Annotated in this window: 14 protein-coding genes and 2 pseudogenes; 5 read left to right on the top strand and 11 right to left on the bottom strand. The window is 61.2% G+C overall.

Annotated features, from left to right (window positions below; genetic code table 11):
• Positions 1 to 165 precede the first annotated feature (165 nt).
• Complete coding sequence (locus LXM55_RS10275; RefSeq protein ID WP_233320271.1) at positions 166 to 501, top strand: DUF2025 family protein; 336 nt, start codon at positions 166 to 168, stop codon at positions 499 to 501.
• A 51-nt stretch (positions 502 to 552) separates the two neighbouring features.
• On the opposite strand, the gene LXM55_RS10270 is transcribed toward LXM55_RS10275, so the two are convergent.
• Together LXM55_RS10270 and LXM55_RS10265 are read right to left on the bottom strand one after the other, a co-directional pair.
• The gene (locus tag LXM55_RS10270) at positions 553 to 876 is read right to left on the bottom strand and encodes an antibiotic biosynthesis monooxygenase family protein (protein ID WP_233320270.1); all 324 of its coding nucleotides are present in this window, start codon (positions 874 to 876) and stop codon (positions 553 to 555) included.
• Positions 873 to 1,592 carry a CTP synthase C-terminal region-related (seleno)protein gene (locus LXM55_RS10265; RefSeq protein ID WP_233320269.1) on the bottom strand — a complete coding sequence of 240 codons (720 nt, stop codon included), beginning with the start codon at positions 1,590 to 1,592 and terminating at the stop codon, positions 873 to 875. Before LXM55_RS10265 ends, LXM55_RS10270 begins: the two co-directional genes overlap by 4 nt.
• A gap of 88 nt (positions 1,593 to 1,680) precedes the next feature.
• Here LXM55_RS10265 and LXM55_RS10260 point away from each other — a divergent pair, with 88 nt between their 5' ends.
• A complete protein-coding gene (locus LXM55_RS10260) occupies positions 1,681 to 2,559 on the top strand; it encodes a LysR family transcriptional regulator (RefSeq protein WP_233320268.1) in 879 nt (292 codons plus the stop codon).
• Between the two features lie 5 nt (positions 2,560 to 2,564).
• Here LXM55_RS10260 and LXM55_RS10255 read toward each other — a convergent pair whose 3' ends face one another.
• The 5 genes and pseudogenes from LXM55_RS10255 to LXM55_RS10240 form a co-directional block, all read right to left on the bottom strand.
• Positions 2,565 to 3,104, bottom strand: a complete 540-nt coding sequence (locus tag LXM55_RS10255; RefSeq protein WP_233320267.1) for a DUF1003 domain-containing protein — start codon at positions 3,102 to 3,104, stop codon at positions 2,565 to 2,567.
• An 89-nt stretch (positions 3,105 to 3,193) separates the two neighbouring features.
• Positions 3,194 to 3,634: pseudogene (locus tag LXM55_RS32645) on the bottom strand (methyl-accepting chemotaxis protein); the annotation flags it as partial.
• 153 nt (positions 3,635 to 3,787) lie between these two features.
• Positions 3,788 to 4,423: pseudogene (locus LXM55_RS32640) on the bottom strand (PAS domain-containing protein); the annotation flags it as partial.
• 448 nt (positions 4,424 to 4,871) lie between these two features.
• The gene (locus LXM55_RS10245) at positions 4,872 to 5,942 is read right to left on the bottom strand and encodes a diguanylate cyclase (RefSeq protein ID WP_233320265.1); all 1,071 of its coding nucleotides are present in this window, start codon (positions 5,940 to 5,942) and stop codon (positions 4,872 to 4,874) included.
• Positions 5,943 to 6,123: 181 nt separating this feature from the next.
• Positions 6,124 to 6,732 (bottom strand): TetR/AcrR family transcriptional regulator, encoded by a 609-nt coding sequence (locus tag LXM55_RS10240; protein WP_233320264.1) that lies wholly within the window; start codon positions 6,730 to 6,732, stop codon positions 6,124 to 6,126.
• 203 nt (positions 6,733 to 6,935) lie between these two features.
• Between LXM55_RS10240 and LXM55_RS10235 the strand changes: the two genes are divergently transcribed.
• Positions 6,936 to 7,994, top strand: a complete 1,059-nt coding sequence (locus LXM55_RS10235) for an MBL fold metallo-hydrolase (RefSeq protein ID WP_233320263.1) — start codon at positions 6,936 to 6,938, stop codon at positions 7,992 to 7,994.
• A gap of 101 nt (positions 7,995 to 8,095) precedes the next feature.
• Positions 8,096 to 8,245 (top strand): hypothetical protein, encoded by a 150-nt coding sequence (locus LXM55_RS10230; RefSeq protein ID WP_233320262.1) that lies wholly within the window; start codon positions 8,096 to 8,098, stop codon positions 8,243 to 8,245.
• On the opposite strand, the gene LXM55_RS10225 is transcribed toward LXM55_RS10230, so the two are convergent.
• Positions 8,227 to 8,544, bottom strand: coding sequence for an XRE family transcriptional regulator (locus LXM55_RS10225; RefSeq protein ID WP_233320261.1), 318 nt, complete (start codon positions 8,542 to 8,544; stop codon positions 8,227 to 8,229). The genes LXM55_RS10230 and LXM55_RS10225 overlap by 19 nt on opposite strands.
• 106 nt (positions 8,545 to 8,650) lie before the next feature.
• On the bottom strand, positions 8,651 to 9,442 hold the full coding sequence (locus LXM55_RS10220; RefSeq protein WP_233320260.1) for an AraC family transcriptional regulator: 792 nt from the start codon (positions 9,440 to 9,442) through the stop codon (positions 8,651 to 8,653).
• Positions 9,443 to 9,556: 114 nt separating this feature from the next.
• On the opposite strand from LXM55_RS10220, the gene LXM55_RS10215 reads away from it, so the two are divergent.
• Positions 9,557 to 10,372 carry a sulfite exporter TauE/SafE family protein gene (locus LXM55_RS10215; protein WP_233320515.1) on the top strand — a complete coding sequence of 272 codons (816 nt, stop codon included), beginning with the start codon at positions 9,557 to 9,559 and terminating at the stop codon, positions 10,370 to 10,372.
• 78 nt (positions 10,373 to 10,450) lie between these two features.
• On the opposite strand, the gene LXM55_RS10210 is transcribed toward LXM55_RS10215, so the two are convergent.
• Positions 10,451 to 11,431: a hypothetical protein gene (locus tag LXM55_RS10210; protein ID WP_233320259.1), complete on the bottom strand. Its 981-nt coding sequence runs from the start codon at positions 11,429 to 11,431 to the stop codon at positions 10,451 to 10,453.
• A gap of 157 nt (positions 11,432 to 11,588) precedes the next feature.
• Positions 11,589 to 12,836 (bottom strand): ribonucleotide-diphosphate reductase subunit beta, encoded by a 1,248-nt coding sequence (locus LXM55_RS10205; protein ID WP_233320258.1) that lies wholly within the window; start codon positions 12,834 to 12,836, stop codon positions 11,589 to 11,591.
• Positions 12,837 to 13,430 lie beyond the last annotated feature (594 nt).

The raw sequence follows: 13,430 nt of genomic DNA, 5'->3' as shown, positions 1-13,430 counted from the left end.
TAAATCCCTCTCATTTGCATTTTTCGGCGCTTTTTTTCGCGGCTTTGCAGTACTCTTGGGCCCTGCAGTTTCCCCGTCAGAGGGAAGCCCTGAAAACTCCGCTGTCCCTTGCCTCGCGTGTAGACCATTGATCACCTGTCCTGCGGGACTCTAGTGAGGTTTACCATGAGCATCACCTCCGAACTCATCTGCCAGGCTGCCGACCAGCTCAAGGGTTTTGTCGGCTTCAATCGCAAGACCGGCCGCTACATCGTGCGTTTCAGTGAAGATTCGTTCGGCATGGACGTGGCGGACGACGCCATAGTGCCGGCCCATGAATTTGTCTGGGCCCCCGTCTCCGATCAGGCCATGAGCCTCAAGCGCGAGCAGATCCAACTGCTGCTGGATCAGAACATCGACGACCGGATCAACATCAGCGAGCCGCTGCGGGTGTACATGCGCCGCAGCGACCTGCCGGAAATCCAGGCCGTGCGCAGCCTGTTGTCGAGCGCACAGGGCTGATGACGTTGGCGCCCCCGGACCGCCCCGGGCGGTTCGGGGGCTGCTCGCTGCTCAGCCCGTAAAACGGTAGGCCCGTTCGACCTTGCTCACCCGGGTATGGCAATGCAGGTACCAGTCGGCGCGCCCGCGTTCGCGGATGGCGCTGTGCTCGGCATGCTGCTTCCAGGCCAGGATCGCGGCCTCGCTGCTCCAGTAGGACACGGTGATTCCGAAGCCATCCTCACCCCGCGCCGATTCGACCCCGAGAAACCCCGGCTGCTGGCGGGCCAGTTCGAGCATGCGTTCGGCCGCCTGCTCGTAGTCGGGATCGGCTTTGCCGCGCTGGGAGCTGAAGATCACCGCGTAGTAGGGCGGGGTGGGCGTCTGCTCAATCATGCTTGCAACGCCTGGCAGGCCTTGAGCAAGGCCTTGGCCAGCGGCGGCGTGCGCCCCTGGAGGGCGGCGCGCTCGGGCTGGAACAAGGTGGCGACGAAGAACGGATGGCCGTCCAGTTCGATGGCGCGCAGGTCGCCGGCACTGTCATGCCCCGTGGGGAGCAATGGGCCACTGAGCAGGGCGTTGGCGAAATCCGGGTTAATGCCATAGCGGCAGCGATAGCCTTCCTCGATGCGGGTGGCACCGTAGGCCTCGGCGATGCGGCTGTCGGTGTGCAATTGAATCGAATCACGGGCTTCCACCAGGGCGCAGGCCAGGGGAGTGAGTACTGCGCGTTCGGCGTCGGGCGCGGTCTCGCCATGTTCGGCGTCGGCCCAGCCCAGCACGTTGCGGGCATATTCCAGGACGGCGTGCTGAAAACCGCCGCAGGTGCCAAGAAAGGGCCGCTGCTGTTCCCGGGCCAGGCGGATCGCTAGCAGGGCTCCGTCGACATGGCGGTAAGGGCTGCCGGGAACGCACCAGATGCCGTCAAAACCCTGCAGGTCCTGTTCCTGGTGCAGGTCCGCCGTCGCCAGCCACTGATAATCCAGCGTGGTGGCACTGTCGAGCGCCGCGCGCTGCAGCGCCAGAGGAATGGCCTGATGCGCAGTGATTTGCGGGTCGTAATCCCCCACCAGGGCAATGCGGATGGTGGCTGCTGTGGCGCGTGGGTGCATGGGGTTCTCCGGTTGCGGCGCTGACTTGTCGGTTGCTGGAGGCCACTATAGATTGGCGTCCACGCAAGCAATATTGGCACTACCCCAAATGATCATTGCAGCAACGCACTATCAGCTGGACTATCCCGACCTGTCGCTGATCCTGGCACTGGTTCGTGGCGGCTCCCTGGCGCGGGCGGCGGCCTTGCTCAAGGTTGATGTCTCGACCGTGTTTCGCGCCGTACGTCGGCTGGAGGCCGGGCTGGGCCAGCAGCTGTTCGACAAGAGCCGCGCCGGCTACCTGCCTACCAGCCTGGCCCAGGCCCTGGCGCAGCAGGCCGAACAGGCGGAGCAAGCCCTGGAGGCGGCGCGTATCGGCGTGGCCCGGGGCGGTGAGGTGATCAGCGGCACGGTACGCCTGACCTGCACCGATTCGGTGTTGCAAGGCTTGCTGTTGCCGGCTCTGGCGCAGTTCATGGCGAACTACCCGGCGCTGGTCATCGAGCTGTGCACCTCGAATGATTTCGCCAACCTCAATCGGCGCGATGCGGATATCGCCGTGCGCCTGACCGCAACGCCACCGGAGCATCTGGTCGGACGCTGCCTGGGGGCGGTGGCGTATCGCGTGTGCGCCAGCCCGGCCTATCGGCAACGGGTCGACTGCACTGATCTGTCGCGGCTGGCGTGGATCGCCCCGGATGATTTTCTGCCCGATCACCCCACCGTGGTCTGGCGTCGCCAGCAATGGCCCGGGGTGCAGCCCAGTTATCGCTGCAACAGCATGCTGGCGGTGACCGAGTTGGTACGCGCCGGCCTCGGTGTGGCGGCGTTGCCGGACTTTCTCATCGGCAGTGGCGGGCTTGAGGCGCTGAGCGAACCCCTGGGGCATGAAACCGCGCTGTGGTTGCTGACCCGCCCGGACTGTCGGGCCCTGCGTTCGGTGGTGACGCTGTTCGACGAATTGGCGCGGCACTTGCGCTGGCCCTGAGGCGTTCAGGCACTGGGTTGTTCCTTGCGCACAAAGTGTTCATGCATCTCGCTGGTGAGGTTCTCGATGCGCTCGGTCAGTTGCTTGGTCATTTCCGTCAGGCGGGTGTTCTGCTCCAGCAGTTCCATCAGTTGCGCGGTGGTCTGCGCCGCTTGGGCCTGGCGCTCGCTGTTGGCAATGGCCAGGGCTTCGCGGTGCTGGGCATCGGCATCCGACTGGGCCTTGTCGCGCGCTGCCTGGCGGGTCTGGGCCAGGAGAATCAGGGGCGCGGCGTAAGCGGCCTGGAGGCTGAAGGCAAGATTCAGGAGGATGAAGGGGTACACGTCGAACTGGGTGACGCCACTGAGGTTGAGAGCGATCCAGACCACCACCACCAGGGTTTGTGCGCCGAGAAAGGTCGGGGTGCCGAAGAACCGGGCGAAGGCTTCGGCCTTCAAGGCGAAACTGTCGGTGCCGAAGGTCGGCGCCAGATGGGCGTGGGCGCGGTGAAAGCGCAGGTGATCGATGACCGGGGTGGTTTCTTTCGGTGTGTTGCTGGAACTCATGATGGCCTCCGCCAGGCGCTGGGACGTCAGGCCACTATAGCCCCACGGACCAGGCCCGAGGTCACTGATGACCTCGGGAAAATGTGCCCTCAGAGTGCTCCGCGTTCTTCGGCGAACATGCTCACCGCCTGCACTGCATCGCTGGCGCCATCACGAATCTGCAGGATCACCGTGCCCGCCTGATTCGCCAGTTGCACGCCCTTGGCCGCTCGCTCGCGGGTCCCGTCCATGCTCTTGATCGCTTGCTGCGTTTCGTTCTGGATCATGTCGATCATGCTGGAGATTTCCGCCGTCGAGCCGCTGGTGCGCGCCGCCAGTTGCCGGACTTCATCGGCCACCACGGCGAAACCCCGGCCCTGGTCCCCGGCCCGGGCGGCCTCGATGGCGGCATTGAGCGCCAGCAGGTTGGTCTGGTCGGCAATCGCGCGGATGGTGTTGACGATGGCGGTGATCTGTTCGGAACGTTCACCGAGCCGGGCGATCAGCGTTGAAGAGCCCTCGATGTTCTCGGCGATCTGGCGCATCTCACTGGCGGCCTGCTGGATGACGCCGGTGCCCTGTTCGGCGACTTTACGGGTCTGCACCGAGATGTGATAAGCCTGGCTCGCGCTCTGCGCATCCTGCTCGTGTTTCTCGACCTGCTGGGTGACGTCGGCGGCGTACTTGACCACTTTGCACAGGCGCCCGCTGGCGTCGTAGACCGGGTTGTAGTTGGCTTCCAGCCACAGCGTACGGCCATGCCTATCGATCCGTTCGAACCGGCCATTGAAGAATTCACCCTTGTTCAGGCGGTTCCAGAAGTCCTGGTAGGCGCTGCTGCTGACCAGCTCGGGCTTGCAGAACATCCGGTGATGCTTGCCCTTGATCTCGGCCAGGCTGTAGCCCAGGCGGCTGAGAAAGTTGGCGTTGGCACCGATGATGCTGCCATCGAGGTTGAACTCGATCACCGCCATGGCGCGGTCGATGGCGTCCAGCTTGTTCCGCGCTTCAACCTCTTCCTGCACCCGGGCGGTGACGTCGAGGGCGTACTTGACCACCTTGTACACCGCGCCGGAAGCGTCGCGGATCGGGTTGTAGCTGGCTTCCAGCCACAGGCTCTGCCCGTTGCTGGCCACGCGTTCGAAAGTGCCCGACTTGAACTGGCCGTCCTTGAGGGCATTCCACAGCTGTTGATAGTCGCTGCTGCGGGCGTATTCGGGGGTACAGAACAGGCGATGGGGCTGGCCCAGCACCTGATCTTCGCGATAGCCCAGGGTCTTGAGAAAGTTGTCGTTGGCCCGCAGGACGGTGCCCTGCAGGTCGAACTCGATCACTGCCATGGAGCGGTCGATGGCTTCCAGCAGGCGGGACTGTTCGGCGATGGTTTGCTGCAGGGAATCGATGGTCTTGTTGTGGCGGTTGAATAGCATGTTGACGGGTGCTCTGTGGGAGAAACGTTACGTCGATCCCTATTGATTGCGCTGGTATGCCAAATGCTCCTCGGCGATTGGCATTATCTGCTCAATGTCAGCGTTCCATGACTGACAGACAAACCCGTAGCGGTGAAGCGGACGACGTTGCGCACAGGCGTCGTTGGCCGCCTCAAGAGGAGACGTAGTGGCTGCGGATCGATTTGGTTGGGTGGGTGAGCCACGGTATCAGCCCCCCATAGGGAGGACTTCTACGGTAGCGAAGTGACGGCATTATGATGGCAATTACTGGGGAAAATCCAAATTAACTTGTACAAAAATGTTTTTTACTTCCTTTTTGTATAAGTTTTTTGGGTTTTTATGCCATTTGTGTTTGTGCGGGGCGGGCTTCGTCGTCATTGCTGGCTATTCGATTACGGCCGCTGTTTTTTGCCTGGTACAGGGCTTTGTCGGCGGCGTGCAGCCAGCTGGAGGGATCCTTGAACGCGGGGTCGAATGCGGCCAGGCCAATACTCAGGCTGACTTTCAACTCCGCCACTTGCGGATGCTGGTACTGGCTGAATACCTGGCGCAGGCGCTCCATGACATCCAGTGCCTGCTGTGGGCTCATGCGCGGCAGTATCACGCAGAATTCATCGCCGCCGTAGCGGCCGGCAAGATCATCATGGCGCAGGTTGCGCCGCAGTTCGCTGCTCAAATGGCGCAGCACCGTATCGCCGATGATGTGCCCGTAGGTGTCGTTGATCGCCTTGAAGTAGTCAATGTCGATCAGGGCGATGCTGGCATCGATCTGGCGCTGTTGGCACTTGTGGAACTTGATGTGCAGCAGGTCCTTCCAGGAGCCGTGGTTGAGTAGGCCGGTGAGGCTGTCGGTGCGGCTCAGTGCGCTGAGGGCGCGCTTGTGCTCGGACAGCTTGATTGCCAACCGGTAGCAGACCGTGCCCACCGCCAGCGGATAGAACGTGAGCATCGGCAGGCAGGCGTAGATCTGCAACGGGCTGATCTGACTGCTGAAGTGCACACCGAACAGCAGCCATGACAGGAGTATCCCGGCGCACTGTGCCAGGCCGCCACGGATGAACAGGCGCAAGCCGCCTGCGGCGACGTTGTTCATGGCCATCATCGACAGGATGGTCACCGCAGGCAGCGGATTGAACTGCATGGTGGCGGCCCAGAAACCGCCCAGCATCGAGTCGTACAGCAGGTTGCGACGTTCAGCCTGATAGGGAAAGGTCGAGCGGGTGGAGAGTTGATAGGCCAGGTGGGGCCAGAGCAGGCCGTTGAACAGGAGCAGGGCCCATGTCCAGCCCGGCAGTGCCAGGGGATAGAGCGCGGCGAAGACACTGATACCGCCGATACCCAGGCCGATGATCCTTGGACGATAGATGCGCCGGGCAAATGACAGGCCCCTGCCGCGTTGATTTTCCATAAATTCCTGCACCAGGTTCTGTACTGAAACACCGTGTGGTGTTCTTTCGGCTTAGCCGTTTATCGGATCAGTCTGGTGAATATTGTCATTTATTCCACTGAGAATAATCAGTGTCCTTCGAAGCCATTTCACAGTGGCCGGAAGCGTCGGGGGGGAGTCACGGCACAGATTGCGCGGGCGTTCAGGCCTGGTAGTGGCCGAGGAACATGTCCAGCGCCGACTCGACGACCCGGGTTTGCATGTCCGCAGCCAGTGGCGGCTGGCCCATGGTGATCTGCGGCCAGAAGGCGAAGCTCTTGAGCAGGCCGTGCATCTGGGTCGCGGCGAATTCCGCGTCCACGGGCTTGAGCCGGCCGTCGGCCAGGGCGGCGCGAATCCACAAGGTCAGGCCTTCTTCCCGTTCACCGAGGCGCGCCACCATGTTCTGCGCCCGTTCCGGTGAGTGAATGGCGGCGGCGATCGCTACCCGGGCCAGGTCGAGGAAGTTGTCGTCGGCCAGCAGTTGCAGCTTGGCCCGCAGGAGGTTTTCCAGCTGCTGGCGCAGTGGCAGGTCGCTGCAATAGACGATTTCCGATTGCGCACTGATGCTGGCCCAGAGCTTGTGCAGGATCTCGGCGAACAGCTCCTCCTTGCTGGGAAAGTGGTTGTACACCGTGCGCTTGGACACTCCAGCCGTAGCGGCAATCTTGTCCATGCTGGTGATCTCGAAACCGCTGGTGCGGAATTCGCTGATCGCCGCCTGGACGATGGCACTGCGTTTGAGGTCGGTGAGGCGCTTGGGGGCTGTCATAAATTGGGTTCGATCAGGGTGGGCGGTAGGAGCACTGGGCAGTCTACTTTGTCTTTTTTCTGTTGCAATGTAGAAACTACACTGTGTAGTGTAGTTCGTCCTCGAAACGATGATTGGCGGCTGATGCTTGCGTGCCTTGGCCAGTAGATCGTCCTGCAACGCCACGTCGGAACCTTGCCGCGTTCCATGGAGTCATTTCAATCATGGCCACTGTCTCGTCCAGCATTACCCGTGCTCCCCGCGAGGAAACCTCGCGCCAGGAGCAGGGGGCCTTCCGTAATCATGCGCCGGTGCGTCGTGCCAGCTTTGGCAAGACGCTGCAGATATTCTGGAACATGTTGTTCCACAAGCCCCGCAACACCCGGCCGGCCGGTGCCATTCCGGTGCAGCCACTGACCCGCGAGCAGTTGTTCGCCGCGCCCAATCACAGCGTATTCCGTCTGGGGCATTCCACGGTGCTGCTGAAGATGCGTGACAAGTTCTGGATCACCGATCCGGTGTTTGCCGAGCGTGCATCACCCGTGCAATGGGCCGGCCCGAAACGCTTTCACCAGCCGCCCATCAGCCTGGAGCAGTTGCCCGAGATCGAGGCGGTGATCCTGTCTCACGATCATTACGATCACCTGGATCGCAAGACCGTGTTGACCCTGGCAGGCAAGGCCCGGCATTTCCTCACTCCGCTGGGGGTGGGCGACACCTTGGTCAAATGGGGCGTGCCGGCGGCCAAGGTGCGGCAACTGGATTGGTGGCAGGGCAGCGAAGTTGCGGGAATCCGTTTCGTGGCCACGCCATCGCAGCATTTTTCCGGGCGCGGCCTGTTCGATGGCAACCGCACCTTGTGGGCCTCCTGGGTGATGATCGACGGCCCGACGCGGATCTTCTTCAGTGGCGATACCGGCTACTTCGACGGATTCAAGCGCATTGGCCAGCAGTACGGCCCATTCGACCTGACGCTGATGGAAACCGGAGCCTACAACGTCGAATGGCCCCATGTGCACATGCAGCCCGAGCAAACCCTGCAAGCCCATATCGACTTGCAAGGCCGCTGGCTGCTGCCGATCCACAACGGCACCTTTGATCTGGCGATGCATGCCTGGCATGAACCCTTTGATCGAATCCTGGCCCTGGCCTGGGAGCGCAGCATCCACATCACCACGCCGCAGATGGGCGAGGCCTTCACCCTGGCGCAACCTCAACGGGGCGGTGCCTGGTGGCTGGAGGTGGACGGTACGCAGGAGCTGGTTGGCGTCGAGCCCGCCTGAGCCAGGCCCGGCGGTGGGCCGCTGGGCAAAGCCGGCTCAAGGTTAAAGCCGGCTCAAGGTTGTAGACGTCTGTTGGAGGTTCGCCGCAAAGGAGCTGCGTCATGGCCAACAGAGTGCATATATTCGGCGCCACCGGTTCCGGGACCACCATCCTGGCCTGCCCGCTGCTTCGCCTGGATTCGACTCACTCGTCAGTGCCGGCCTTGTGCGAGCAACTGCTCAGGGCACTGGATCATTCGATCATGGCGTAGTCGGGGCGCTCCATCGGGTTGGGAGTGGCCCCTCTGATGTTCATGCCGCGGCCTGGGGCGAAGCCGGGGAAGAACACCAGGCCCTGGGCTTCAAGGCAGAACGCCAGGGCCAGGCGGGTGACATCACGAACTTCATAACCGGCTTCAAAACGCTGGATGGCTTGCACCGAGACCGCAGACTCGCGTGACAGCTGATCCATGTCCCAATCCAGCATGTCCCGGGCCTGGGCGCAGTGCTGTGGGGTGAACTGATAGAGCGCGATACGTTCCAGGGTGATTTTCATCGCTAGAGAGGCCATGGTTTTCTCCGGGAGGTTAAGCAGTGCGTTGGCTTGATACTGGTTATTTGTACAGTTGTTTTGCCCGCGGATCAAACTCAATTTCTGCTGCCGCCCCGGCCATTGGTCACAAGGTTTTTCCTGGAGACGGATGCTCCTGATCCAGGTAGGTACTAGGGGCTTGCCCCAGCACCCGACGGAACATGGTGGAGAACGCACCGGGGCTGTCATAGCCAAGATCCAGCGCAATGCGGGTGACCGGCTCGGCTGTCGCCAGCCGTGCCAGGGCCTGAATCACACAGGCCCGTTGGCGCCACTGCACGAAGCTCATGTCGGTCTCTTGGCGAAACCAGCGGTTGAAGGTACGCAGGCTGATATGCAGTCGGTCAGCCCAATGTTGGGGAGATTGATGGACATCGGGGTGAGCGAGAAAAGCCCGGCACAATTCCAGCAGTGGGCCATCGGCCGGCAAGGGGATGTGTAGCGGCAGGCGAGGGCAGCGCTGGATTTCGTGCAGCAGCAGGCCGACCAGCAACCCGTCACGCCCGTGCTGATCGTATTCCAGGGGCATGTCCACGGCCTCCAGCAGCAGTTGGCGCAGCAGTGGCGAGATGCCGACAACCCGGCAGCCGTTGCTGTCCAGGGGGGCGGCGGCAGGTTCTATATAAAGGCTGCGAGTGCTGACCCCAAGCATCAGCACTTCATGTTCTACCCCTGGCGGAATCCACACCGCACGTTGCGGCGGGACCACCCAGTTGCCCTGATCGGTACTCACCTGCATCACCCCGGTGGCGCCATACAGCAGTTGCGCCCGCCGATGCCGGTGGCGTGGCAGGCGTTGTCCATCGGCGTAGTCGGTGCCGATGGCCAGCACCGGGCGTGGGGTCTGATCCAGCTGGTCGATGGAAATATTGCGCATGCCGACAAAGTCCCGTGCTTGGCGTAAACGCAAACATTATTGGCTGACTTGCTGAAGCCGGCCAAGCGCGGGCGCTCTATCGTCCAGGGCTTCTATCTGGAAGGAAGCGGCTCGATGTTCTATCTATTGCTGGCATTCTTTGGTTGCCTGACGGGCATCAGCGCCGTGCTGTTCGGCTTTGGCGGCGGGTTTGTGGTGGTGCCGCTGCTGTACTGGATGCTGCTTGGCACTCAGGGCGCCGACTCGGCGGTGGGGCAGGTGGCCATGCATGTCGCGGTGGCCACTTCGACCTGCGTCATGATCGTTAACGCCCTGGTTGCGACCCGTCGGCACCGGCGCGCCGGCAACCTTATCCGTCGCTACCTGTGGCCTCTTGGGGGCTATATCGGCGTGGGAGCGATGTTTGGAGCGGCCGCCGCCATGTGGGTGAGTGGCCAGGTGATCAGCTATGCCTTTATCGCCTATCTGGCCATCACCATTGCCGACTGTGTGCTGCGGCGTGGCTTTCTTGAGCCGTCGAGCGGGCAGCAACCCCGTGACCTCGGGGCAGGCGAAACCCTCTTTGGTGGTGTAGGAATAGGCGTTATCGCGACCTTTCTCGGGGTGGGTGGCAGCGTCATGACGGTCCCTCTGTTACGCCGTTGTGGCCTGAGCATGACCCAGGCCACCTCCATGGCCAATCCGCTAAGTGTGCCGGTGGCGCTGGCGGGCACCGCAACCTATATGGCGCTGGCAGGTTACAGTCGGTTCGATCTGGGGCCCTGGTTCATCGGTTATGTCGACCTGCTGGGGTTCTGCGTGCTGACCCTTGGCTCGTTGCTGGGCATTCGCCTGGCCGCGCCCTGGATTGGCAGGATTCCTGACCGGGTGCATGCACGGGTGTACGTCGGCCTGTTGCTGCTGGTGCTGTTGAGCATGTGCCTGAAGTGATAGCGGTATCCGGCCCGGCGGCTCAAGGGCCCCGGGGCGGTCGCCGTGGAATGGCTCCAGCGCTGAAAGCGATGGCGGTTATTTAGCCTCCAGCCCCGGCGCCTCGCGGATCACGAAGTGGTCCAGGTTCTCGATATTGGCGCTGAAGACGCCGAAGGTGGCTTCGGGATTTTTCTTGCTCGGCACCTGCTTGAGGGTCGGAGTGACGCCATAGAAGAAACAGTACAACTCACGCTGGCTGTCGGCGGCGCCCTTGATCTCTTCGAGGAAGGCGTTGCGCTTGCGGTAGTTGTCGATGAGTTTCTTGCTCAGGTAGACGTTGACCGAATAGGGCTTCTTCTTGGCCTCGCCATCGTCCTTGAACCAGACCTTCTGCTCGAAATCGATGCGAAAGCTCTGGGTGTAGTCCTTGATTTCCTTGATCTTGCCCCAGTAGATCAGCCCCTTGTTGTCCAGCAGGTACTCGATCTTCTTGAAGAACGACGCGTAGCTCGCCGTGTGCTCGCCGATCTTCAACGGCATGCGCTTGAGCAGTTCCTTGTCGTCGATGTTCGACACAAAGCACTCCACCGGATGGGCGAAGACGCTGGTCTTGTCCGGAGTGCTGTCGCGCGCGACGTTTGGGGTGTGCGACGTGGTCGTGGCGACTGACGGATGGTCCCGTGGGGTATCGAGCGCGGCTGCCGGGCTGGCGGGTTTGCGCACGTATTCGCGGCGGGTCAGCAGCAATTCCGAGGGGAAGTGCTCCTCGCGCTCATCCGCGGCCATTGCCCCCTCGACGTTGCCAGCACCTTTGCCGACGCCATAAGGGCAGCCTTCTATATGCAGGGTGGTGGGCAGGTTCTTGAAGTGCGGGGTACGGATGTAATTGACGTTCTTGGCATTGAAGGTGCCCAGTTGATTGGCTGCATCGAACGCCGCGCGACATTCGTCATTGGGGCACTGGAAACTTTCCTTGGCCGAATCGAAGACCAGGGTTTCATCGAAATTCAGATCCCGCACGTCATAGATCGACAACTTGTCATCGAGGCTGATGCAGTAGGCCGTATCGAATTTCATGAGCGCTTTGATCCTTAAGCGAAAGAGGGCTCTTTTATAACGGCAGGCCTTGAAGCCTGCACCTACTTTAATGAGCCTGGTCTGGTGCATGTTTCCACGGGCAATAAAAAAGCCCTGAGCAAGTCAGGGCTTCTTATTTGTTTCATTGACCCGGGAATCAGTCCCAGCTCAACGCGCCGCCAGTTTGATACTCGATCACGCGGGTCTCGAAGAAGTTCTTCTCTTTCTTCAAGTCCATGATCTCGCTCATCCATGGGAACGGGTTGGTGGTGCCTGGGTACTCTTCCTTCAGGCCGATCTGCGACAGGCGACGGTTGGCGATGAACTTGAGGTAGTCCTCCATCATCGCGGCGTTCATGCCCAGTACGCCGCGCGGCATGGTGTCGCGAGCGTATTCGATTTCCAGTTGGGTGCCCTGGAGGATCATCTGCGTGGCTTCTTCCTTCATCTCGGCATCCCACAGGTGCGGGTTTTCGATCTTGATCTGGTTGATCACGTCGATGCCGAAGTTCAGGTGCATGGATTCGTCGCGCAGGATGTACTGGAACTGCTCGGCGACACCGGTCATTTTGTTGCGGCGGCCCATGGACAGGATCTGGGTGAAGCCGCAGTAGAAGAAGATGCCTTCCAGCACGCAGTAGTAGGCGATCAGGTTGCGCAGCAGTTCCTTGTCGGTGTCGACGGTGCCGGTTTCGAACTTCGGATCGGAGATCGAACGGGTGTACTTAAGGCCCCAGGCGGCTTTCTTCGCGACCGATGGAATCTCGTGGTACATGTTGAAGATCTCGCCTTCATCCATGGCCAACGATTCGATGCAGTACTGGTAGGCGTGAGTGTGGATCGCCTCTTCGAACGCCTGGCGCAGGATGTACTGGCGGCATTCCGGGTTGGTGATCAGGCGGTACACGGCCAGTACCAGGTTGTTGGCAACCAGGGAGTCGGCGGTGGAGAAGAAGCCCAGGTTGCGCATGACGATGCGGCGCTCGTCGTCGGTCAGGCCTTCCGGGTTTTTCCACAGGGCGATGTCGGCGGTCATGTTGACCTCTTGCGGCATCCAGTGGTTGGCGCAACCGTCGAGGTACTTCTGCCAGGCCCAGTCGTACTTGAACGGCACCAGTTGGTTGAGGTCGGCGCGGCAGTTGATCATGCGCTTTTCGTCAACCGCGACGCGGGCGGAAGAGCCTTCCAGCTCGGCCAGGCCTTCGGCGATGTCGAGCTGGTCCAGGGACGCCTTGGCGCGGGCAACGGCAGCCGAGTCGTTGGCGGTCACGGCGCGGGCTTCCAGAGCCGCAGCACCACCGGCGCTGTCGAGGCGGTCCATGTTGGCTTCAGTGGCGTGGCCGGCGTTGGCGCCTTTGACTGTAACTTCGCCTTCTTCTTTGTCGAATTCGTCCCAGCTCAGCATGACGTGTCGTCTCCTGCTTGAGGGCCAGATGCCCGTGTGAAAACAAAAGGGTTGGCTTTTCACACGGCGCTACTGGCCGCGTTAAATCAATGGAAATCGTTTGTTGCAGCAGTGAACGCAGGCAATAAACAGAAATACGTGTCCGGGTGCCTGGCGGCCGCTGTCGGGCGGAGCTTGAGGTGTCAGCTCCTGCGCAGGATTCAGCAGGTCGTTTTCATCCGGTAAGGGAATGTTGCAGGCCCGTTTTGAGGACGCATTATAAGGATATTTTCCGGGCCGTGGGGCGACCGATGGGCGCAGGCGAGGCGGAGAAGGGCTGGGATCTGGGGCAGAGCGCGGGTTTACAAGGCTTTGGCCGCTGAAGATTTTTTTTTGCGCTTGAAAAAAACAATCGGGAATGGCCAAAAAATAGCCAATTTTACTAGATGTTGTGTTTTTGCAAGCCTTTTTCAGGTTTTGAACACAACTCGAATTGCTCGGTCTGGCCCTTGAAAATCTCCTGGTGCAGGTCTTCAAGGTTGACCGGATTGCCCTCGCCGAAGTCGTCGGCGCAGGTGCTCGAAAGGTCGTTGGCGGTGCTATGAGAAGGCCATC

Source organism: Pseudomonas sp. Au-Pse12 (assembly GCF_021341665.1).
Lineage (GTDB): Bacteria > Pseudomonadota > Gammaproteobacteria > Pseudomonadales > Pseudomonadaceae > Aquipseudomonas.
This window is presented reverse-complemented; position numbering and strand designations above follow the sequence as displayed.

Bases quoted from the DNA above. Each gene is read 5' to 3' on its own strand.
- LXM55_RS10245 (WP_233320265.1), bottom strand. From the start codon at position 5,942: ATGGAAAATCAACGCGGCAGGGGCCTGTCATTTGCCCGGCGCATCTAT.
- LXM55_RS10215 (WP_233320515.1), top strand. From the start codon at position 9,557: ATGTTCTATCTATTGCTGGCATTCTTTGGTTGCCTGACGGGCATCAGC.
- LXM55_RS10255 (WP_233320267.1), bottom strand. From the start codon at position 3,104: ATGAGTTCCAGCAACACACCGAAAGAAACCACCCCGGTCATCGATCAC.
- LXM55_RS10225 (WP_233320261.1), bottom strand. From the start codon at position 8,544: ATGGCCTCTCTAGCGATGAAAATCACCCTGGAACGTATCGCGCTCTAT.
- LXM55_RS10205 (WP_233320258.1), bottom strand. From the start codon at position 12,836: ATGCTGAGCTGGGACGAATTCGACAAAGAAGAAGGCGAAGTTACAGTC.
- LXM55_RS10210 (WP_233320259.1), bottom strand. From the start codon at position 11,431: ATGAAATTCGATACGGCCTACTGCATCAGCCTCGATGACAAGTTGTCG.
- LXM55_RS10230 (WP_233320262.1), top strand. From the start codon at position 8,096: ATGGCCAACAGAGTGCATATATTCGGCGCCACCGGTTCCGGGACCACC.
- LXM55_RS10260 (WP_233320268.1), top strand. From the start codon at position 1,681: ATGATCATTGCAGCAACGCACTATCAGCTGGACTATCCCGACCTGTCG.
- LXM55_RS10240 (WP_233320264.1), bottom strand. From the start codon at position 6,732: ATGACAGCCCCCAAGCGCCTCACCGACCTCAAACGCAGTGCCATCGTC.
- LXM55_RS10220 (WP_233320260.1), bottom strand. From the start codon at position 9,442: ATGCGCAATATTTCCATCGACCAGCTGGATCAGACCCCACGCCCGGTG.
- LXM55_RS10275 (WP_233320271.1), top strand. From the start codon at position 166: ATGAGCATCACCTCCGAACTCATCTGCCAGGCTGCCGACCAGCTCAAG.
- LXM55_RS10265 (WP_233320269.1), bottom strand. From the start codon at position 1,592: ATGCACCCACGCGCCACAGCAGCCACCATCCGCATTGCCCTGGTGGGG.
- LXM55_RS10235 (WP_233320263.1), top strand. From the start codon at position 6,936: ATGGCCACTGTCTCGTCCAGCATTACCCGTGCTCCCCGCGAGGAAACC.
- LXM55_RS10270 (WP_233320270.1), bottom strand. From the start codon at position 876: ATGATTGAGCAGACGCCCACCCCGCCCTACTACGCGGTGATCTTCAGC.